The sequence below is a fragment of the Amycolatopsis halotolerans genome (genome assembly GCF_042647905.1).
GTDB lineage: Bacteria > Actinomycetota > Actinomycetes > Mycobacteriales > Pseudonocardiaceae > Amycolatopsis > Amycolatopsis halotolerans.
The window spans coordinates 1-19,680 of record NZ_JBHRWI010000043.1 but is presented as its reverse complement, the minus strand read 5'-3'; the positions used below and the strand labels follow the sequence as shown (position 1 = coordinate 19,680).

Below are 19,680 nucleotides of genomic sequence, written 5' to 3'. Positions count from 1 at the left end.
ATCACTGTGCTCCTCGTCCGGGTGGGTTTTCCTCGCTCGGACGGGTGGCGTTCCCGAGGTCGTGCGCGAGTAACGCCACGTACAGCGACAACATCGACTCCGGATCTTCCAGTCGCACTCCCAGCACCTGTTCGATGCGCGCGAGTTGCTGGTAGTAGGCCGTCCGCGAGGTGTGGGCGGCGACGGCTGCGGCGGACTTGTTGCCGCCGTGCGCGCAGTAGTGCCGCAGAGCCGGAACGAGGCGGCTGCCGGAAGCGGCGTCACGTTCGAGGAGCGGGCCCAGCTCTCGCGCCGCGAAGGCGTGTACACGTTCGTCGTCGGCGAGAAGGTGGAGCAGGCCGCGTAGCCGAACATCCTTGAGACGGTGGAACGGTTGGCCGTCGTCCTCATCGAGAGCGGCGGCAGCGACATGCGCGGCTTCGACCAAAGTGCGTTGTGCCTCAGCAGGTCCAGTGACCGTCGTGCCGACGCCGAGCGCGGCGGGGGCGGAAGCGCGCGCGTCGTGAATGTCGGTGGCTAGCCGCTGAAGCACGGCGTCGGCGTTGGCTTCCGGCGAAAGCGCGAGAAGCGCGCGTACGGCGGTCTCGTCGGTCGACACCAGCGCGGACACCTTCGCGCGGCGCGCCGCGAGCGCGGTGGCTTCAGCGAGCTCGCGTAACAGCGGCGGTGTAGACAGCGTCGGTCGCGTAGTTGCGGTGATGCGCGGCCGTACCGCGAGGCCGACCAGCTGTCGTCCCGTCAGCGGCACCGCGAGCGCAGAAGAGCGCGCGAGGATTTCCGCGGTCGGCGCGGGCGAATTCAGCAGTTCGGTCAACACCGCGCGGTGCGCTTGCCGTTCGAGAGTGTCGGAGTCGCGCGCGACGAGGCGGTGCACCGCGAGCGCAGACGCCGCTCGTTCGGCGACCACCTGGTACCGGTGCGGCGGCGGCTCGGCGCACACCAGGACCAGCCGTCCCCAGTCGTGCCCGCGCGCGCCGACCACGGTGACCAGCCAGCCCGCCGCCGAGTGGTAGCCGGTGCGCTCGCCGACCTGCACCACCCGCGACCGCGCCGGCCAGCCGATCAGCAGCTCACCCGGGTCCGTGCCCGCCGTGTCGTAGGCGAGGACTTCGTGTTCGAGGGTTTCCAGCACGGCCGGCTGTTCGGTCAACCGCGCCACCTCGGCCAGCACCGCGGCAGGCTCGGCTCCGGCCACGGTCAGCGACGTGAACGTTTCGTGCACCCGTTCCGCCGCCCGGAGCTCGGCGAGCTGCGCGTCCACGATCATTCCGTTCACTGCCTCGGTCACCGCGACATAGCGCGTCTCGCGAGACAGCGTCACCAACGGCAATCCACGCTGCTCGGCCGCCGTGACGAGGGCGCGCGGCAGCCGGTCGTTCCAGTGCCGCACCAGCTCGACGACCAGGCCCGCGACACCCACTTCGGCGAGGTCGGCGACGTACCGGGTCAGCGTCGCGTCGTCGTCGGGCAGCGCGACACCCGTGGTGAGCACGAGTTCTCCGCCGCGCAGCAGGTGCGCGATGTCGGCGACCTCGGCGGCGTGCGCCCAGCGGACCCGCCGTTCGAGCCCGGTGCTGCCCGCGACGACGCGCGGACAGCCCTGGCGCAGCACCGGCAACGCGAGCGCCTCGGCGACGGTCGGGTACATCGGTCCCCCTTGCTGGCCGGCAGGGCACAGACTGTACGGCGGAGAGGGGTAGTCCGTACACGTTGTCGATGGCGGACCCGGGCACCTCGCCCGGAGACTCGTGGGCACCCGACCGGAAGGAGCGGACGTCGTGACCGACCGCATCAGCCATTGGATCGACGGCAAGCCGGTCGTCGGCGCCGGACGCACCGGCGACGTGCACGACCCGGCGACCGGCCAGGTCAGCGCGCAGGTGGACTTCGCCGGACCGGCCGAGGTGGACCAGGCGGTAGCCGCCGCGACCGCTGCGTTGCCAGGCTGGCGGGGCACGTCGCTCGCCGGGCGGACGCGCGTGCTGTTCGCCTTCCGCGAGCTGCTTCAGGCGCGCAAACACGAACTGGCGAAGATCGTGACGAGCGAACACGGCAAGGTCGAATCGGACGCGGCGGGCGAGGTCGCGCGGGCGATCGAGAACGTCGAGTACGCGTGCGGCGCGGCGCAAATGCTCAAGGGCGGGTTCAGCGAAAACGCTTCCACGGGCGTCGACGTCTACTCGATCGCGCAGCCGCTCGGCGTCGTCGGGGTGATCTCGCCGTTCAACTTCCCCGCGATGGTGCCGCTCTGGTTCGTGCCGAACGCGCTGGCGTGCGGCAACACTGTCGTGCTCAAGCCGAGCGAAAAGGACCCGTCCGCGGCGCTGTTCATCGCGGAGCTTCTTGCCGAAGCGGGCCTGCCGTCCGGCGCGTTCAACGTGCTGCAGGGCGACAAAGTCGCGGTCGACGGACTGCTCGCGCACCCGGACGTCAAGGCGATCTCGTTCGTCGGTTCCACCCCGATCGCGCGCTACGTCTACGAAACCGGCACCAGCCACGGAAAGCGCGTGCAAGCGCTCGGCGGGGCGAAGAACCACATGATCGTGCTGCCGGACGCCGACCTGGACCTGGCCGCGGACGCCGCCGTGTCAGCCGGTTTCGGATCGGCGGGGGAGCGGTGCATGGCGGTGTCGGTGGTGGTCGCCGTCGAGCCGATCGCGGACGAACTGGTGGCCAAAATCGTTGACCGGATGCGAAAACTGCGCGTCGGAGACGGCCGCAAACCGTCGTCGGAGATGGGCCCGCTGGTCACGAGGGCACATCACGAGCGCGTATCGTCCTATGTGGACACCGGAGTCGCCGAAGGCGCGGAACTGGTGATGGACGGCCGGGGCGTGGAAGCAGACGGCGCGGACGACGGATTCTGGCTGGGCCCCACACTTTTCGACCGCGTCACGCCCAGTATGGCGGTGTACACCGACGAAATCTTCGGCCCAGTGCTGTCCGTCGCGCGAACGACGAGCTTCGACGACGCGCTGGCGCTCATCAACGCCAACCCCTACGGCAACGGAACCGCCATCTTCACCGGCGACGGCCGGGCCGCGCGCCGCTTCCAGAACGAGGTCGAGGTAGGCATGGTGGGCGTCAACGTGCCCATCCCGGTCCCAGTCGGCTATTACTCGTTCGGCGGCTGGAAAGACTCCCTGTTCGGCGACACGCACGCGTACGGTCCGGAAGGATTCCACTTCTTCACGCGGACGAAAGTGGTGACGTCCCGTTGGCCGGACACCTCGCACGCGGGGGTGAACCTGGGGTTCCCGAAGAACTCGTGACCCGGGTTCACCACACGCCGTTCTCGCCGACGATGCTCGCCACCGCGCCGCTGTTCCCGAACAGGCACACCGCGATGACCCGCTCGGCGGCCAGCCGTTTGCCCCGGACCGGGTTGACCGTGTGGGTGCGGCCGCCCACGCGGAGTTGCCACTTCTCGATTGTCCCCGGCCCGCGCGGGGTGTGCTTGAACCCGACCGGATAGTCGTCGGTGATCGGACCGGCGCCGAAATCGTGCGCCGGCCCGGGGAGGACTGTCAGCGGCGCGCGGCAGTCGGCGAACTGCCGCCGCCCGAACCGGATCGCCAGCACGAGGATGACCAGGGCGACCGCCACCGCCACCAACGCGGACGCGGTGAAGCCGGACTTGGCGATCGCGACGACCGCGATCGCCACCTCGATCGCGACGAACACCCAGATCGCCCAGAAAAACCAGCCCAGGGCCTCACCGCGCTGGCTCCGGTGCAGCCTTCCAGCGAGGTTGGCGGCGGCGACCTCTCCGGGGTCGGCCTTCGCGGTCACGCCGCGACCACGTTGACCAGCAGCTTGCTGCGCGGGGCGAAGACCGCGCCGTTGGTGCGGCCGCCGAGCACCCGGCTCTTCAGATCGGGATCGAGCCGATAGCGCTTGCCGTTCACGACGAGGTAGGTGAAGGGGATCCGTTCCGTGATCTCGTACAGGTACATCGGGGGCAGGACGCCGGACGGGCGGTGCTGCACGTGCCCGAAATCGTGCGTCAGGCCGGGCACAACGGTGACCTTGCCCTCGCGCCAGTCCGCCAGCCGCCGCCGGATCGCGCGCCCGGGATACACCGCGAGGACGAGCCACACCAGCGACATCACGAACAAGGGCGCGTTCTGCGACCAGTACGAGGTCAGCGGCTCGTGCAAGAAGGCGGCGAGGTCGTTGGACGTCCGGATCTCCGAGGGGCTCATGCCGATCTTGATCGGCGTCAGGACCGCCAGCGCGATGAGGACGAGAAGCACCACGACGAGCGTCCAGAAGTTGCCGTCCAGCACCATCCGCCGCTGGGACGGATGCAGTGTGCCTTCGCGGTTGGCCTGGTCCGCGGCTGCCTGCACCGCTTGCTCGGTCACTCGCCGGAGCCGCCCTTCGCCTCTTCGGCCTTGCGTTCCTTCTCCGATGTTTCGGATGCTTCCGAGTACCGGTCGTACTGTTCGTTCTCCTGCCGCCGGGTTTCGGCCCCAACGCCTGCCGTGTCGGCGGGGCTCCACTTCGGAGCGCCGTCCTTCGCTTCTTCCCACGCCTTCGGGCTCAGCACCTGGCGTCCGTCCTCCGAGTAGGTGTCGCCCCACTCGTTGACCCGATCCTTCACCTTGCCGCTCAGCGGTGACTGGACCCAGTCCTTGGCGTTTTCCTTCCAGCGCTCGGCCTTGTCCGCGGCGGACTCGGCCTTGCCCGCGTCCTTCAGCTCCCCGGCCTTCTTCTCCAGGTTCACGCCGACGTCGACGCTCTTGTCCGCGATCTTGTCCGCTGCCTTGCCCGCCTTGCGCATCGCGTTCGCCAGCTGCTCGATCGCCGCCTTCGACTTGCCCGCGCTCTCCGCGAGCTTGTCCAGCTTCTCCACGACCTTCGCGATCCGGGTGCCGATCTTCTCCGCCAGGATCCCGCCCTCGACGACGGTGTCGGCGATGAACGCGGCGACCGTCCCGCCGAAGGTGCACCACGACGAGGCGAGCGCGGCGATGCCCTTGACGATCAGCTCGCCGACGAACGACGAGATCATGTCGCGGATCAGCCCGCGTTCGGTGCCGACCAGCGCGGCGGCGACGTTCATCCCGGTGGACGCGCCGTTCGCCTGCCCGGCCGCGTTGCGGAGCTTGCCCGCGTAGTCCTTCGCCCGGCCCTGGTAGGCCTGGCCGCCCTGGCCCTGGAAATTCGGGGCCACCTTGGCCGCGGCCTGCTCGTACTTGTCCGCGCTTTCGGCGAGCTGCTTCCCGATGTTCGCCCAGGTCACGGCCTTGGCGGTGACCGCTTCGGGATTGCCGGCGAGCTGGTCGAGGCCCTCCTTGAGGAAGCTGATGTGCTCGATCAGCCAGCCAACGCCCGCGCTCGCGAGGCTGCCGAGCGGGTCCATCGCCACGCCGAGCAGGTCGAGGCCGTCAGTGGCGACGTCAACGGCGAAATTGCCCCAGTCGCCGTGGCGGAAATCGGTCTGTGTCGCGGAGAGGTCGTTGACGATGCCGGCACCGGAGGTCTGGGCGTTGAGGTTGTCCAGTTCGTTCGAGGACGACCCCATGTTCGTGGTCGGGCCGCTCGGCGACTCGGACTTCGCGACCAGTGGGTTTTCTTGCGTCTCGGTCATTCCGGCAGCTCCTTGCCGAGGCCGTTGATGTGGCCGACAGTCTGTTGCTCGTGCGTGTCGTAGTGGTCGTGTGCCTGTTGCAGGAGGCCCGCGATCTCGTCGCCCTCTTGGCCGAGCTGCTTGACACACGAGGTCGCGGCCGACATCCAGAGCTGCAGCGGCATCGCGAACACCTGGCCGACGATGCCGAACGCGTCGTCGCCGAACGACTGGCCGGAGTCGGTGGCCTGCGCCGCGGTGTGCACGCCCGCCGCGATGTTCTCGACCTCGCTCTTGTGCTCGCGCAGCGACGGGAGGTCGACGTGCGGTCCGGTCATCAGTTCCTCCCCAGGAACGAGCCGCCGCCGTAGTAGTCGTCGTCATCGGCCGGGTCGGCCGCCGGGCGGGCGGGCCGGGCCGGCGGGGCCGCGGGCCGGGCGGGCGGAGCGGAATCGTCCTGGGCGTCGAAGAATTGCGGCTGCGGCGTCGAAGGCGCGGCCGGTTCCTCTGGAATCTCCGGTTCCGGGATCTGTTCTTCGAGGAATTTCATCGCGTCGCTGTGCTCGCCGATCACCGGGGCCATGATCGCGGTCAGCTGCTGCGCCGCCTGGGCCTGGGCGCGCCGTGCGGTGGCCAGCACGGCGGCGGCGAGCGCGGCGCGCGGCATCTCGTCCGCGCGCGAGCCGAACTGGAGTTCCTGCAGCGCACCGGCGGTGTTGACGGTCGCGGTGACCGCGCCGTCCTGGCTCGTCGCGGTCGCCGACACGTGCTTCAGCTGTTCCTGCGCCTCGGCGGCCCGCTGCCGGATTTCGGCGATTTCGGGAGAAAGTGCGTTCATGTCGGCCGCTGCTTTCGGATCGAGTGGTTCATAGTCTTTCCGAGGCAGAAAACCGGGTTCCGGTTCCCCGTGCAAGCTAAGATCCGAGTTGCCCGGTTCGTCGCTATTAAAAATTGTTTGCCCGCCATTTACCCGGCGCTGTCCGGACCGGAGGGCGCGCCGGGCACTCCGGGGTCCGTAAACTCGTTGTGAGTAGCAGGAGGACCGCGAAGGAGGTGCCGGTGGCGAATACGGACGAGCGTCGCTTCGAGGTGCTGCGCGCGATCGTCGCCGACTACGTCTCCAACCAGGAGCCGGTCGGGTCGAAGACGATCGTCGAGCGGCACAACCTCGGCGTTTCCAGTGCCACCGTGCGCAACGACATGGCCGCCCTCGAGGAAGAGGGGTACATCGCCCAGCCGCACACCAGCGCCGGGCGGATCCCCACCGACAAGGGCTACCGGCTGTTCGTCGACCGGCTTTCGGAGATCAAGCCGCTCTCGACCGCCGAGCGCCGCGCGATCACCAATTTCCTCGACTCCGGCACCGACCTCGACGACGTGCTGCGCCGGTCGGTCCGGCTGCTCGCGCAGCTCACCCGCCAGGTCGCGGTGGTGCAGTACCCGATGCTCACCAACACCGTGGCGCGCCACCTCGAAGTGGTCCCGCTCACCCCGGCGCGGCTCATGCTCGTGCTGATCACCGACTCCGGCCGGGTGGACCAGCGCACCGTCGACCTCGGCGACGTGGTCACCGAGGAGACCGTGCTGCGGCTGCGCACCGTGCTCAACGGCGCGCTCGCCGGGCGGCGCCTCGCCGACGCCGCGGCGAACGTCGCCGAGCTGCCCGAGGCCGCCCCCGCGGACCTGCGCGACCACCTCACCCGGATCTGCACCATGCTGGTCGAATCGCTGGTCGAGCACCCGGAAGAGCGGATCGTGCTCGGCGGCACCGGCAACCTCACCCGCAACGTCGCGGACTTCCCCGGTTCGCTGCGCCAGGTGCTCGAAGCGCTCGAGGAACAGGTGGTGGTGCTGAAGCTGCTCGCCGCGGCCCGCAACCCCGGTGCGGTCACCGTGCTCATCGGTGAGGAAAATGAAGACGAGCAGATGCGCAGCACCTCGGTCGTGTCCATCGGCTACGGCCGGGACGACATGCTGCTCGGGGGAATGGGCGTCGTCGGGCCGACCAGGATGGACTACCCCGGCACGATCGCGGCGGTCCGCGCGGTCGCCAACTACGTGGGGCAGATCCTGTCCGGCCGCTGACCGGCGGCGAGGGCGGAACACGAAGGAGAAGGCAGAGCAACGTGGCGAGGGACTACTACGGGATCCTCGGGGTGGCCAAGAACGCGAGCGATCAGGAGATCAAGCGCGCGTACCGCAAGCTGGCCCGTGAACTGCACCCCGACGTGAACCCGTCGGAGGACGCCCAGCACCGCTTCGGCGAGGTGACCACCGCGTACGAGGTGCTCTCCGACCCGCAGAAGCGCAAGATCGTCGACCTCGGCGGCGACCCGATGGACGGGGGCGGCCGCGGCGGAGGCGGCGGCGACCCGTTCGCGGGCTTCGGCGGGCTCGGCGACATCATGGACGCGTTCTTCGGCGCCGCGGGCGGAGGCGGCGGCCGGGGACGGGGGCCGCGCAGCCGCGTGCAGCCCGGCTCCGACGCGCTGATCCGGCTCGGCCTCACGCTCGAGGAGTGCGCGACCGGCGTCGACCGCGAGATCACCGTCGACACCGCGATCGTGTGCGACCTGTGCCGCGGCGCGGGAACCGCCGAGGGCACGAGCACCAAGACCTGCGACACCTGCGGCGGGGCCGGCGAGGTCCAGTCCGTGCAGCGGTCGTTCCTCGGCCAGGTCGTCACCGCGCGCCCGTGCCCGGTGTGCCGCGGCTTCGGCGAGGTCATCCCCGACCCGTGCCGCCAGTGCGGCGGCGACGGCCGGATCCGGTCGCGGCGCGGCGTCACCGCGAAGATCCCGCCCGGCGTCGGCGACGGCATGCGGATCCGGCTGTCCGGACAGGGCGAGGTCGGCCCCGGCGGCGGCCCGGCGGGCGACCTCTACGTCGAGATCGACGAGGCCCCGCACGAGGTGTTCGTCCGCGAGGGCAACGACCTGCACTGCAACTTCCGCATCCCGATGACCACCGCGGCGCTCGGCGCGACGGTCCCGATCGCCACCCTGGTCGACGGCGACTACGAACTCGACATCGAGCCCGGCACCCAGCCCAACACCGAACTGGTGCTCACCGGCAAGGGCATGCCGCGGCTGCGCTCGTCCGGCCGCGTCGACGGCCGCGGCGACCTGCACGTGCACATCGACGTCGTGGTGCCCACCAAGCTCGACGAGGCCCAGCGCGACCTGCTCGTCGACCTGGCCCAGCAGCGCGGAGAAGAAGTCCCGACGCTCGCCGCCAACGGCAGCAAGCACGGCGGCCTGTTCTCCAAGCTGCGCGCGAAGAACCGCTGACGGTGCCGGACACCACCCTGCCGGTCTTCCTCGCCCCGGCAGTGCCCGCCGAAGGCTGGGCGCTGCTCGACGGCGAGGAAGCCCGGCACGCGGCCACCGTGCGCCGGCTGCGCGTGGGGGAGCAGCTCATGCTCTCCGACGGCGCCGGCGCGATGGCCCGCTGCGCCGTGGACGCCGTCGAAGCAGGTCGCGCGGCCACGGTCACCCTCACCGTTCTCGAGCGCTGGCAAGAAGAACCGCCCGCGCTGCGCGTCCACGTCGCCCAGGCGCTCGCCAAGGGCGACCGAGGGGAACTGGCAGTCGAACTGGCCACCGAAGCCGGTGCGGACGCGATCGTGCCCTGGCGCGCCGCCCGCAGCGTCGCCCGCTGGGACGACGGACCCCGCGGCGAGAAAGCACTCGCCCGCTGGCGCGCAACCGCCCGCTCCGCCGCGAAACAGGCCCGCCGCGCCCACGTGCCCGCCGTCGCCGAACCGGTCGGCACGCGCGAACTGGCGCAGCTGGCCGCGACGATGTCCGCGACGCTGGTCCTCGAATCCGGCGTCACCAGCAGGCTTACCGACCTCGACCTCCCCGGCGGAGGCGACGTCCTGCTTGTCGTCGGCCCGGAAGGCGGCATCACCGACGACGAACTCGCGGCCCTCGAAGCGGCCGGAGCCACCACGGTCCGGCTCGGCCCGACGGTCCTCCGCACTTCCACCGCGGCAGCAGTGGCATTAGGCGCCCTCGGCGTCCTCACCGGCCGCTGGCACTGACACAGAACCGGAAAACCCGGCAGAACCCCTAAACATCCGCACCAGGTGATGGCGCGCCGCACCCCCGGCGGCTACTCTGCTTCGCAACGTGCGAAACACGAGGGTTTCAGCCCGCCCACCGGCGGGCATTACTCTTGAGTACGAACCAGAACCCCGCCGGGCACCTCCCCCCTCGGTCCGGCGGAGCCGCGGCGGCGGTGGAGCGACCCCCAGGCTCCACCGCGCCGCGGCGTCTTCGAATCGCTGGCGCGATTCTTCGCCGCCGCTGGTTCCGCCATTACTCCCGGGGGGCCGAGCCCCCCGGACCCCCACGGTGCGGTGGTTGCGTGTCGTGCGTCCGTTGCGTGCGTGCGTGCGGGTGGTGGTTCCGTTGCGTTGGTGCGTCGCCTTGGGTTCGTTGTCTTTGTAGGGTGGGCTTATGAGTGATGCTGGTGCTGCGGAGACGTTGTTCGAGCGGATTATTGCTGGGGAGATTCCGGCGGACGTCGTGTATCAGGACGACGCTACGTTTGCGTTTCGGGACATCAATCCGCAGGCGCGGGTGCATGTGCTCGTGGTGCCTCGGAAGAGGTATCGGAATGTGGGGGAGTTGGCGGAGGCGGATCCGGAATTGCTGAGTGCGGTCTTGTTGACGGCTCGGAAGGTGGCGGAGATCGAGGGGATCTCCGCCAGTGGGTATCGGGTGGTGTTCAACACTGATGCCGATGCCGGGCAGACGGTGTTCCATGTGCACGCGCATGTGCTGGGCGGGGAGCAGCTGGGGATGTTCGGGAAGCCGCAGGCCGGGGTGCACTGAAACCGGGCTGCGAGTGGGTGTCGGGGACAAGTAGCATCTATGGGGTCCCTGTACGTTGACTTGCGAAGTGCGCAGAAAGCAGGACCGAGGCCACGTGGCCGGAACTGAGACGGGTGGAGCCGCCCGACCTGACAATCGGGTATCGGCCGAGGCACAGGTTCGATTTCCGATCCCGGAGGGGGCTCAGCTGAGCCTGCTGGGGTCGCGGGACGAGAATTTGCGGGTGGCGGAGGAGCTGCTGGCCGCGGACGTGCACGTGCGCGGCAACGAGGTCACGTTGACTGGCGCCGCGGCTGATGTGGCGTTCGCGGAGCGCGTGTTCACCGAGCTGGTGCAGCTTGCTGGCGGCGGTCAGCAGGTGGGGCCCGACACGGTGCGGCGGACTGTGGGGATGTTGTCCAGCGGGGACGCGTCGCCCGCGGAGGTCCTGAGCCTCAACATCGTGTCTCGGCGCGGGAAGACCATCCGGCCCAAGACGCTGAACCAGAAGCGGTACGTCGACGCGATCGACAAGCACACGATTGTGTTCGGCATCGGGCCCGCTGGTACCGGCAAGACGTATCTCGCGATGGCGAAGGCCGTGCAGGCGTTGCAGGCCAAGCAGGTCACGCGGATCGTGCTGACCCGGCCCGCGGTCGAGGCCGGCGAGCGGCTCGGGTACCTGCCGGGGACGCTGAACGAGAAGATCGACCCGTACCTGCGGCCGCTCTACGACGCGCTGCACGACATGGTCGAACCGGAGTCGATTCCGCGGCTCATGCAGGCGGGGACGATCGAAATCGCACCGCTGGCCTACATGCGCGGCCGAACCCTGAACGATGCCTTCATCATCCTCGACGAGGCGCAGAACACCACGCCCGAGCAGATGAAGATGTTCCTCACCCGTCTCGGGTTCGGCGCGAAGATCGTCGTCACCGGCGACATCACGCAGATCGACCTGCCCGGCGGGCAGCGCAGCGGGCTCCGCGTCGTGCGCGACATCCTCGGCGGAGTCGAGGACGTGCACTTCGCCGAACTCACCAGCCAGGACGTCGTCCGGCACAAACTGGTCGGCGACATCGTCGACGCGTACGAGAAGTGGCAGGCCGTGCAGGACGCGCAAGAGCAGCAGAACGGCGGCTGGAAGGGCACCCGCCGATGAGCATCGAGATCGCCAACGAATCCGGCGTCGACGTCGACGAGGCGTCCATCGTCTCCGCCGCGCGCTACACCCTCGAGAAAATGGAGGTCAGCCCGCTCGCCGAGCTGTCCATCCTGTGCGTCACCCTCGAGGTGATGGAGGACCTCCACGAACGCTGGATGGACCTGCCCGGGCCCACCGACGTCATGGCCTTCCCGATGGACGAGCTCGACTCCTCGCGCCGTCCCGACGCGCCCGACTCGTCCCCGGCGCTGCTCGGCGACATCGTGCTCTGCCCGGCCTTCGCCAAAGACCAGGCGAAAACCGCGGGCCACCGGCTGATCGACGAACTGCACCTGCTCACCGTCCACGGCTGCCTCCACCTCCTCGGCTACGACCACGCCGAACCCGCCGAGGAACGCGAGATGTTCGGGCTGCAGAAGCGGATCCTCGGCGAATTCCAGGCCGCCGTCGCGGCGCACCAGGCCCGCGACGCGCAGCGCGACGTCGACGACCGCGTGCTCGGCATCGCCGGGCTCGACGTGCCGCAGCCCGGGGAAACCTCCTAGGCTCCGATCATGGGAAACCCCCCGGCGCAAGTCGTCATCGCGGTGACGCTGGTGCTGCTCGCGGGCGTGTTCGCCGCCGCGGACGCCGCGGTCGGCACGGTGTCGCAAGCCAGGGTCGACGGCCTCGTCCGCGCCGGCCGCGTCGGAGCCCGCCAGCTCGCCGCGGTCGTCGCCGAACGCCGCAGGCACATCAACCTGCTGCTCCTGCTGCGGCTCGTCTGCGAGCTCACCGCCACGGTGCTGGTCACCGTGTCCTTCGTCGCCTGGTTCGACCGGCTGTGGCTCGCGATCCTGGTGTCCGCGGTCGTGATGGTCGTGGTCAGCTACGTCATCATCGGCGTCGGCCCGCGCACCATCGGCCGCCAGCACCCGTACCGCGTCGGCACGATCGTCGCCGGACCGGTCCGCGTCCTCGGCACGGTCCTCGGCCCGCTGTCCCGGCTGCTGATCGTGCTCGGCAACGCGATCACCCCCGGCCGCGGCTTCCGCGAAGGCCCGTTCACCTCCGAGGTCGAACTGCGCGAACTGGTCGACCTCGCCCAGGAACGCGGCGTCGTCGAGGACTCCGAACGCGAGATGATCCACTCGGTGTTCGAACTCGGCGACACCGTCGCCCGCGAGGTCATGGTGCCGCGCACCGAAATCGTGTGGATCGAGCGCACCAAGACCGTGCGCCAGGCCCTCGCGCTCGCGCTGCGCACCGGCTTCACCCGCGTCCCGGTGATCGACGATTCGGTCGACGACATCGTCGGCGTGGCCAACATCAAAGACCTGATGTCCGAGTACATGGGCCCGGACGGGCCGAGCACGGTCGTCGACGCGGTGATGAACCCGGCGAGCTTCGTGCCGGACTCCAAACGGCTCGACGAGTTGCTCAAGGAAATGCAGCGCACGCACAACCACATGGCGATCGCGGTGGACGAGTACGGCGGCACCGCCGGCCTGCTCACCATCGAGGACATCCTCGAGGAGATCGTCGGCGAGATCACCGACGAATCCGACGCCGACGAGCGTCCCGAGGTCGAGGAGCTGGAAGACGGCTCGGTCCGGGTGTCGTCCCGGCTCGGCGTCGACGACCTCGGCGAACTGTTCGGCATCGACCTCGAAGACCACGACGTGGAGACCGTGGGCGGGCTGCTCGCCGAGCGACTGGGTAGGGTCCCGCTGCCGGGGGCCGAAGCCGAGGTCGCCGGTCTTCGGCTGTTCGCCGAAGGGGGCAAGGACCGCCGCGGCCGGATGCGCATCACGTCCGTGGTCGTCCGGCCGTCCTCCGCGCGCCCGCGCACCCGCCCGCCCCAGCCCGAAGAGCACGACAGGAGAGTCGAACATGCCTGACCTCGACGCCGAGGACCAGAAACTGGTCACGCTGGCCCGTTCGGCCCGCGCGCGCACCGGCGCGGACGAAGGCGCCGCGGTCCGCGACACCGATGGCCGCACTTACGCCGCGACCACGGTCGACCAGCCGTCGTTCAAGCTCACCGCCGTGCAGGCCGCCGTCGCCGCCGCGCTCTCCAGCGGTGCCGAGGGGCTCGAAGCCGCCGCAGTCGTGACCGCCGACGCGCTCGTCGCCGAAGCGTCCGTGCACGCGGTCCGCGACGTGTCCAGCGCCGCGCCGATCGTCTTCGCCGATCCGTCCGGTGCCGTGGTCGAGGTGCTTCACCCGTGACCGAGCCGCACCGTTCCGGATTCGCCTGCTTCGTCGGCCGCCCCAACGCGGGCAAGTCGACGCTCACCAACGCGCTCGTCGGCACGAAGGTCGCGATCACCTCCAGCAAACCGCAGACCACCCGGCACGCCATCCGCGGCATCGTCCACCGCGACGACGCGCAGCTGGTGATCATCGACACCCCCGGCCTGCACCGTCCGCGCACGCTGCTCGGCCAGCGGCTCAACGACGTCGTGCACGAGACGTGGTCCGAAGTGGACGTCGTCGGGTTCTGCGTGCCCGCCAACGAGAAGATCGGCCCGGGCGACCGGTTCATCGCGGCCGAGCTGAAGAAGATCGCCCGGCGCACCCCGGTGATCGGCGTCGTCACCAAGACCGACCTGGTGAAGCCGGAACAGATCGCCGAGCAGCTGGTCGCGCTGCAGGAGGTGATGGAGTTCGCCGACCTCGTGCCGGTGTCCGCTGTGGACGGTTTCCAGGTGCAGACGGTCGCCGACCTGCTGGTGCAGCGGCTGCCCGAAGGACCGCAGCTGTACCCGGGCGGCGAACTCACCGACGAGCCCGAGCAGACCCTCGTCGCCGAGCTGATCCGCGAGGCCGCGCTCGAAGGCGTCCGCGACGAACTGCCGCACTCCATCGCGGTGACCGTCGAGGAAATGATCCCGCGCGAAGACCGCGACGACCTCATCGACATCCACGCGCTGCTGTACGTGGAACGGCCCAGCCAGAAGGGGATCATCCTCGGGCACAAGGGCGAACGGCTGCGCGAGGTCGGCGCGACCGCGCGCCAGCACATCGAACGGCTGCTGGGCACGAAGGTCTATCTCGACCTGCACATCAAGGTGGCCAAGGACTGGCAGCGGGACCCGAAGCAGCTGCGCCGGCTGGGGTTCTGACCGGTTCCCGTCGTGTCCGGCGACGCGGGCGGGTAGCGTCAGGCCGAACCGTATCCGATTTGTCCAGGGGGACCGCATGACCGGCCCGTATCCGCCGCAGTACCCGCCGCCGCCGGACAGCAACCTGGTGTGGGCGATCCTCGCGACCGTGTTCTGCTGCCTGCCGCTGGGGATCGTCGCGATCGTCAAGGCCAGCCAGGTGAACACCTTGTGGTACCAGGGATACGCGGCCGAAGCGCACCGCGCGGCGGACGAGGCGCGCAAGTGGGCGATGTGGTCGGCGCTCAGCATCGCCATCCTGATCGGGCTGTACGTGCTCGTCGCGCTCGTCGTGCTCTTGATCGCCGGAAACGTGCTCTGGTTCCATTGAGCACCGTCTACACCGGACAGCCGGCGCGCGGAACCCGTGCGGTGGCAAGGGCTCTCGCCGGTCCCGCGGCCGCGGCGGGCGGGGTCGGCCTGGCGTGCGTCGCGGTGTGGCTCGGCGATCCGACCACGCCCGGCGGGCCGCTTCCGGTGTGCCCGACGAAGCTGCTTTTCGGGATCGACTGCCCCGGCTGCGGCGGGATGCGCATGGCGTACAGCGTGCTGCACGGCGATTTTTCCGCGGCACTGCACTACAACGCGGTGGCTTTGGTGTTCGTCGCGCTGTTCGCGTGGAGCGGTCTCGCGTGGACGACGGGACGGCTGCGCGGCGCGCCGATGCGGTCCTGGCTGCACTGGCGCTGGACGCCGCACGTCGTCGCGGTCGTGTTCGTCTTGTGGTTCGTGGCGCGCAACATCCCGCTCGCGCCGTTCACCAGCCTGTCCGTCTGAGTTAGCCCCGTTTTCGCCGTCCCCGGAACTGGTCCGGGGGCCGTCGCGTCCCACTCGTGACCCGATGCGGACACCTGCTCGGCCCAGCCCGGTTGGACGAGGTACGCTCCCGCGCACTGACGTGTCCACAGCGGCCGCGATCAGTGCTCGCATGCTGAGACCAAAAACGAGGGGGACACTCGATGACCTATCCCTACGGCCAGCCCGGCGGCCCGCCTCAAGGCGGACCGTCGTTCGGCGCGCCGCCGGGACAGCAGGCACCGGGCTACCCCCAGCCGTACGGCCCCGCCCGGGTCTACGCGGACTGGGGCCAGCGCGCCGGCGCCTATCTCATCGACTTCGCCCCGCTGCTGGCCGGGATCCTGATCGCCGTGCTCGTGTCGCTGGTGTCGGGCGTCGCGGGCACGATCGTTTATCTGCTGGCGATTCTCGGCAATCTCGCCTGGACGGTCTTCAACCGCTGGATCAACGGCGGCAACACCGGGCAGTCGCTGGGCAAGCGGATCGTCGGCATCAAACTCGTCAGCGAGGCGACCGGCGAGCCGATCGGGGCGGGGATGGCGTTCGTCCGCGACGTCGCGCACGCGCTCGACAGCATGGCGTTCGCCCTCGGTTTCCTGTGGCCGCTGTGGGACGACAAGGCGCAGACGTTCTCGGACAAGATCCTCAGCACCGTCGTGGTGCCCGCCGACCCCTCGCCCTCGGGCGCGCCGGGCGCGGGATTCGCGCAGCAGAGCGGATTTCCCGGCCAGCCCGGCGGGTTCGGGCAGCCCGGCGGTTTCGCGGGAGCCGCGCCGCAGCCGGGATTCGGCCAGCCGGGCGGTTTCCCCGGGCAGCCGGGTGCCGCGCCGGGGTTCGGGCAGCCGGTCTCGGGCGGGTTCCCCGCGCAGCCGAACACCGGATTTCCCGCCGCACCAACCGGATTCGGGGCTCCGCAACCGGGATACGGCCAGCCGCCGGTCCCGGGAACCCCGCCGCAGCAAGGATTCGGGCAGCCGGGCGTCCCGCCGCAGCCCGCGTTCGGGCAGCCGGTTCAACCGCAGCCCGCGTTTGGTCAGCCGGGGCAGGCGCAGCCCGCGTTCGGGCAGCCGCCAGCCGCACCGGGTGCCGGGGGATCGCCGCAGCAGCCGGGTCCCACGGCGTTCGAGCAGCCCGAGCCGACCCAGGTCGTGCGCCCGGCCGCGCCTCAGCAGTCACCGTCCGAAGCGTTCGGCACCGCCGAGCGCACCCAGGTCGTGAAGCCGGCAGGCGAGCCGGAAGCGACGCAGATGATCAAGCCGGAGACACCGGAACCCGGTCCGGCACAGTCCTGATCCGCACCGGATCACGGAAAGCACGGTAAGCACGAGAAACTCGGGGGAACCCAGATGACCAATCCCTACGGCCAGCCGCAGCAGCCCCAGCAGCCTTACGGCGGCCAGCCGCAGCAGCCCTACGGGCAGCAGCCGTACCCGCAGTCCGGCGCGACGCCGGCGCAGCCGTACCCGCAGCAGCCCTACGGCCAGCCCGCGCCGTACGGCCAGCCCGCTTACGGCGGCCAGCCCGGCGGCGACATGAGCGCCATCAAGGACTACAAGGGCTGGGCGATCGGCTGCATCTTCCTGATGTGGATCGTCGCGATCTTCGCGATCATGAAGTCGAACGAAGTCCAGACGTACAAGATGCAGGGCAACTACGCGATGGCCCAGCAGTCGTCGCAGACGACGCGCACGCTGTGCCTGGTCGCCACCATCATCGGCGCGCTCGGCTGGGTGTTCGCGATCATCATGATCATCATCAGCCTCGTGGCCGCCTCCGAGGTGCACAGCTACTACTGCACCGGCAGCTACTGCTGAACCAGGGTGTCCCGCCCCGGCATCGACCGCGAAGTGCGACGATGTCGGGGTGGTGAACCTCTACCGCGACACCGGGGTGGTGCTGCGCACGCACAAGCTGGGCGAGGCCGACCGGATCGTCACCCTGCTCACGAGGCGGCACGGCAAGGTCCGGGCCGTCGCGAAGGGCGTGCGGCGCACGTCGTCGCGGTTCGGTGCCCGGCTGGAACCGTTCGGGCACGTGGACGTGCAGTTCTATCCCGGACGGTCGCTCGACGTCATCACCCAGGTCGAGACCGTCGACGCGTTCGCCCTGCCGCTGGTGGCCGACTACCAGCGCTACACCGCGGCGTCCGCGATCGCGGAAACCGCGGACCGGCTCTCGGCTGAAGAGGGCGAACCGGTTCTGAAGCTGTACCTGCTGGTCGTGGGCGCTTTACGAGCCTTGGCCGGCGGGCAGCGGGACGCGTCGCTGGTGCTCGACGCGTTCTTCCTCCGCGCCATGGCCTACGCGGGCTGGGCCCCGGCGATCACCGAATGCGCCCGCTGCGGCCTGCCCGGCCCGCACGCCGCGTTCAACGTCGCCGCGGGCGGCTCGATGTGCCCGGACTGCCGCATCGCCGGTTCCGTGCATCCCTCGCCCGAGGTGCTGACCCTGCTGGACGCGCTGCTGCAGGGGGAGTGGGCGGTCGCCGAATCGTCGCCCGGGATCACCCGGCGGGACGCGTCCGGCCTGGTCGCGGCGCATCTGCAGTGGCATCTGGAACGGCAGCTGCGGTCGCTTCCGCTCGTGGAGCGGCGTGCCCGGGAGACCGCCGGGCCGGGCCCAGTAGGGTCGGCCGGGTAGAAAGTCCATTCTTCAGGAGGCCGCGAGTGCTGCGCAGGGGACGGGAGACCCGCTCGGCGGGGTACGAGCAGCGGGCGCCGGAGCCGCATGTCTCGGGCGCGAAACCGCCGGAGATCCCGGCGGACCTGGTGCCGAAGCACGTCGCGCTCGTCATGGACGGCAACGGCCGCTGGGCCAACCAGCGCGGCCTGCCGCGGATCGAGGGCCACAAGCGCGGCGAGGCCGTGATGATCGACGTCGCGAGCGGCGCGGTCGAGATCGGCGTGAAGTGGCTGTCGGTGTACGCGTTCTCGACGGAGAACTGGAAGCGCAGCCCCGAGGAAGTGCGTTTCCTGATGGGCTTCAACCGCGACACCATCCGCCGCCAGGTCGACTATCTCGGTTCGATCGGCGTCCGCATCCGCTGGGCCGGGCGGCGGCCGAAGCTGTGGGCCAGCGTGATCAAGGAACTGCAGATCGCCGAAGAGAAGACCAAGAACAACACCAAGCTCAACATGACGATGTGCGTCAACTACGGCGGCCGTGCCGAGCTCGGCGACGCGATGCGCCGGATCGGCCAGGACGTCGCGGCGGGGAAGCTCAACCCGGACAAGATCGACGAGCGCACCATCGGGAAGTACCTGTACCAGCCGGAAATGCCGGACGTCGACCTGTTCCTGCGGCCGTCGGGGGAGCAGCGGACTTCGAACTTCCTGGTGTGGCAGTCGGCGTACGCGGAGATGGTCTACCAGGACACGCTTTTCCCGGATTTCGACCGGACGCACCTGTGGCAGGCGTGCCTCGACTTCGCCAAGCGCGACCGCCGGTTCGGCGGCGCGGTGGACCAGGCAGGGAGCACGAAATGAGCACCGCGGAAGCCGCCGAGACCGGAGCGCTGCTCACCCGGGCGCGCGAGGCACTGGAGCGTTACCTGGAAGTCCACGTCGACGACGACGGCGCGATCACGTTTTCCCACGCGGACGTCCCGTGCGTCATCCAGGCGACCCGCCTCGCCGACGGCTTGACGGTCCTCAGCCTGACCTGCGTGGTGGCGTGGGACTTGCCCGACGATCCGGCGCTGGCGGTCGCGGTCGCGGAGCGGGCTGGGCAGGGATTGTTCGGGACTCTGGGCGTCGGCCACACCGAGCGCGGGGTGGATGTGACGCTGCGGTACGCCTTCCCGGCGGAGGGGATGGAGCCGTCGCCGTTGGGGACTTTGCTGATGCTGGTGGTTTCTACCGCTTCGCAGCTGCGGACTGAGCTGCCTGGGGTGGAGGCTTGAGCCGGGTTTCTGTTTCCTGACTGGGCTTGGTGCGTGGCTTGGCGGTGTGTCGCCGTGTCCGAGCCGTCGTGGTTCGGCCTCGGCATCTGCGCTGGTGCTTTGGCTGCTCAGTCCTCGCGGACCGGCGGCGGCTCGCTGCCTGAGTGCCTTCGGGCGCCCGTGAGCGTTGCTGATGCCTCGTTGGCGAATCTCCTTAGCCCGACCACATTTCGGATCCCGGCCGTGTCATGACAACCGTGTAAGCCGCGGATGGACCAAGATCGGGTCGCTGACGG

At 69.9% G+C, this 19,680-nt stretch carries 23 protein-coding genes; 17 read left to right on the top strand and 6 right to left on the bottom strand.

The window, feature by feature from the left end; all coding sequences use genetic code 11:
* Window position 1: 1 nt before the first annotated feature.
* Window positions 2–1,648, bottom strand: a complete 1,647-nt coding sequence (locus ACFORO_RS32095) for a PucR family transcriptional regulator (RefSeq protein ID WP_377873387.1) — start codon at window positions 1,646–1,648, stop codon at window positions 2–4.
* A gap of 130 nt (window positions 1,649–1,778) precedes the next feature.
* Between ACFORO_RS32095 and ACFORO_RS32090 the strand changes: the two genes are divergently transcribed.
* Window positions 1,779–3,272 carry a CoA-acylating methylmalonate-semialdehyde dehydrogenase gene (locus ACFORO_RS32090; RefSeq protein WP_377873386.1) on the top strand — a complete coding sequence of 498 codons (1,494 nt, stop codon included), beginning with the start codon at window positions 1,779–1,781 and terminating at the stop codon, window positions 3,270–3,272.
* 7 nt (window positions 3,273–3,279) lie between these two features.
* Here ACFORO_RS32090 and ACFORO_RS32085 read toward each other — a convergent pair whose 3' ends face one another.
* Genes ACFORO_RS32085 through ACFORO_RS32065 form a run of 5 tightly spaced genes read right to left on the bottom strand, consistent with a single transcriptional unit; the run spans window position 3,280 to window position 6,413 of the window.
* Window positions 3,280–3,792 carry a hypothetical protein gene (locus ACFORO_RS32085; protein WP_377873385.1) on the bottom strand — a complete coding sequence of 171 codons (513 nt, stop codon included), beginning with the start codon at window positions 3,790–3,792 and terminating at the stop codon, window positions 3,280–3,282.
* Complete coding sequence (locus tag ACFORO_RS32080; protein ID WP_377873384.1) at window positions 3,789–4,367, bottom strand: hypothetical protein; 579 nt, start codon at window positions 4,365–4,367, stop codon at window positions 3,789–3,791. The genes ACFORO_RS32085 and ACFORO_RS32080 overlap by 4 nt, the downstream gene beginning before the upstream one ends.
* Entirely contained in the window at window positions 4,364–5,596 is a 1,233-nt protein-coding gene (locus tag ACFORO_RS32075; RefSeq protein ID WP_354736877.1) for a hypothetical protein, read from the bottom strand. The genes ACFORO_RS32080 and ACFORO_RS32075 overlap by 4 nt, the downstream gene beginning before the upstream one ends.
* Entirely contained in the window at window positions 5,593–5,913 is a 321-nt protein-coding gene (locus ACFORO_RS32070) for a type VII secretion target (protein ID WP_344283942.1), read from the bottom strand. The genes ACFORO_RS32075 and ACFORO_RS32070 overlap by 4 nt, the downstream gene beginning before the upstream one ends.
* Entirely contained in the window at window positions 5,913–6,413 is a 501-nt protein-coding gene (locus tag ACFORO_RS32065) for a YbaB/EbfC family nucleoid-associated protein (RefSeq protein WP_377873383.1), read from the bottom strand. The genes ACFORO_RS32070 and ACFORO_RS32065 overlap by 1 nt, the downstream gene beginning before the upstream one ends.
* Before the next feature lie 221 nt (window positions 6,414–6,634).
* Here ACFORO_RS32065 and hrcA point away from each other — a divergent pair, with 221 nt between their 5' ends.
* The 16 genes from hrcA to ACFORO_RS31985 all read left to right on the top strand — a co-directional run bounded on the left by hrcA (window position 6,635) and on the right by ACFORO_RS31985 (window position 19,405).
* Complete coding sequence (gene hrcA, locus ACFORO_RS32060; RefSeq protein WP_354736881.1) at window positions 6,635–7,660, top strand: heat-inducible transcriptional repressor HrcA; 1,026 nt, start codon at window positions 6,635–6,637, stop codon at window positions 7,658–7,660.
* 41 nt (window positions 7,661–7,701) lie between these two features.
* On the top strand, window positions 7,702–8,865 hold the full coding sequence (dnaJ, locus tag ACFORO_RS32055; protein ID WP_037813614.1) for a molecular chaperone DnaJ: 1,164 nt from the start codon (window positions 7,702–7,704) through the stop codon (window positions 8,863–8,865).
* Window positions 8,866–8,867: 2 nt separating this feature from the next.
* Window positions 8,868–9,620 (top strand): 16S rRNA (uracil(1498)-N(3))-methyltransferase, encoded by a 753-nt coding sequence (locus tag ACFORO_RS32050; RefSeq protein WP_377873382.1) that lies wholly within the window; start codon window positions 8,868–8,870, stop codon window positions 9,618–9,620.
* A gap of 418 nt (window positions 9,621–10,038) precedes the next feature.
* A complete protein-coding gene (locus ACFORO_RS32045; RefSeq protein ID WP_377873381.1) occupies window positions 10,039–10,416 on the top strand; it encodes a histidine triad nucleotide-binding protein in 378 nt (125 codons plus the stop codon).
* A 94-nt stretch (window positions 10,417–10,510) separates the two neighbouring features.
* Complete coding sequence (locus ACFORO_RS32040; RefSeq protein ID WP_354736887.1) at window positions 10,511–11,557, top strand: PhoH family protein; 1,047 nt, start codon at window positions 10,511–10,513, stop codon at window positions 11,555–11,557.
* On the top strand, window positions 11,554–12,105 hold the full coding sequence (gene ybeY, locus ACFORO_RS32035; RefSeq protein WP_354736889.1) for an rRNA maturation RNase YbeY: 552 nt from the start codon (window positions 11,554–11,556) through the stop codon (window positions 12,103–12,105). The genes ACFORO_RS32040 and ybeY overlap by 4 nt, the downstream gene beginning before the upstream one ends.
* 9 nt (window positions 12,106–12,114) lie before the next feature.
* Window positions 12,115–13,440, top strand: coding sequence for a hemolysin family protein (locus ACFORO_RS32030; RefSeq protein ID WP_354736891.1), 1,326 nt, complete (start codon window positions 12,115–12,117; stop codon window positions 13,438–13,440).
* Window positions 13,433–13,771, top strand: a complete 339-nt coding sequence (locus ACFORO_RS32025; protein ID WP_377873380.1) for a cytidine deaminase — start codon at window positions 13,433–13,435, stop codon at window positions 13,769–13,771. Before ACFORO_RS32030 ends, ACFORO_RS32025 begins: the two co-directional genes overlap by 8 nt.
* Window positions 13,768–14,667, top strand: a complete 900-nt coding sequence (era, locus tag ACFORO_RS32020) for a GTPase Era (RefSeq protein WP_377873379.1) — start codon at window positions 13,768–13,770, stop codon at window positions 14,665–14,667. The genes ACFORO_RS32025 and era overlap by 4 nt, the downstream gene beginning before the upstream one ends.
* A gap of 76 nt (window positions 14,668–14,743) precedes the next feature.
* Window positions 14,744–15,037, top strand: coding sequence for a CD225/dispanin family protein (locus ACFORO_RS32015; RefSeq protein WP_377873378.1), 294 nt, complete (start codon window positions 14,744–14,746; stop codon window positions 15,035–15,037).
* Window positions 15,034–15,483: a DUF2752 domain-containing protein gene (locus ACFORO_RS32010; protein WP_377873377.1), complete on the top strand. Its 450-nt coding sequence runs from the start codon at window positions 15,034–15,036 to the stop codon at window positions 15,481–15,483. Before ACFORO_RS32015 ends, ACFORO_RS32010 begins: the two co-directional genes overlap by 4 nt.
* 182 nt (window positions 15,484–15,665) lie before the next feature.
* A complete protein-coding gene (locus tag ACFORO_RS32005; RefSeq protein WP_377873376.1) occupies window positions 15,666–16,796 on the top strand; it encodes an RDD family protein in 1,131 nt (376 codons plus the stop codon).
* 54 nt (window positions 16,797–16,850) lie between these two features.
* Window positions 16,851–17,318: a CD225/dispanin family protein gene (locus ACFORO_RS32000; protein WP_344283977.1), complete on the top strand. Its 468-nt coding sequence runs from the start codon at window positions 16,851–16,853 to the stop codon at window positions 17,316–17,318.
* Between the two features lie 49 nt (window positions 17,319–17,367).
* Entirely contained in the window at window positions 17,368–18,144 is a 777-nt protein-coding gene (gene recO / locus ACFORO_RS31995; RefSeq protein ID WP_377873375.1) for a DNA repair protein RecO, read from the top strand.
* A gap of 26 nt (window positions 18,145–18,170) precedes the next feature.
* Complete coding sequence (locus ACFORO_RS31990; RefSeq protein WP_354736902.1) at window positions 18,171–18,989, top strand: isoprenyl transferase; 819 nt, start codon at window positions 18,171–18,173, stop codon at window positions 18,987–18,989.
* A complete protein-coding gene (locus ACFORO_RS31985; protein ID WP_275294377.1) occupies window positions 18,986–19,405 on the top strand; it encodes a hypothetical protein in 420 nt (139 codons plus the stop codon). Before ACFORO_RS31990 ends, ACFORO_RS31985 begins: the two co-directional genes overlap by 4 nt.
* Window positions 19,406–19,680: the final 275 nt, after the last annotated feature.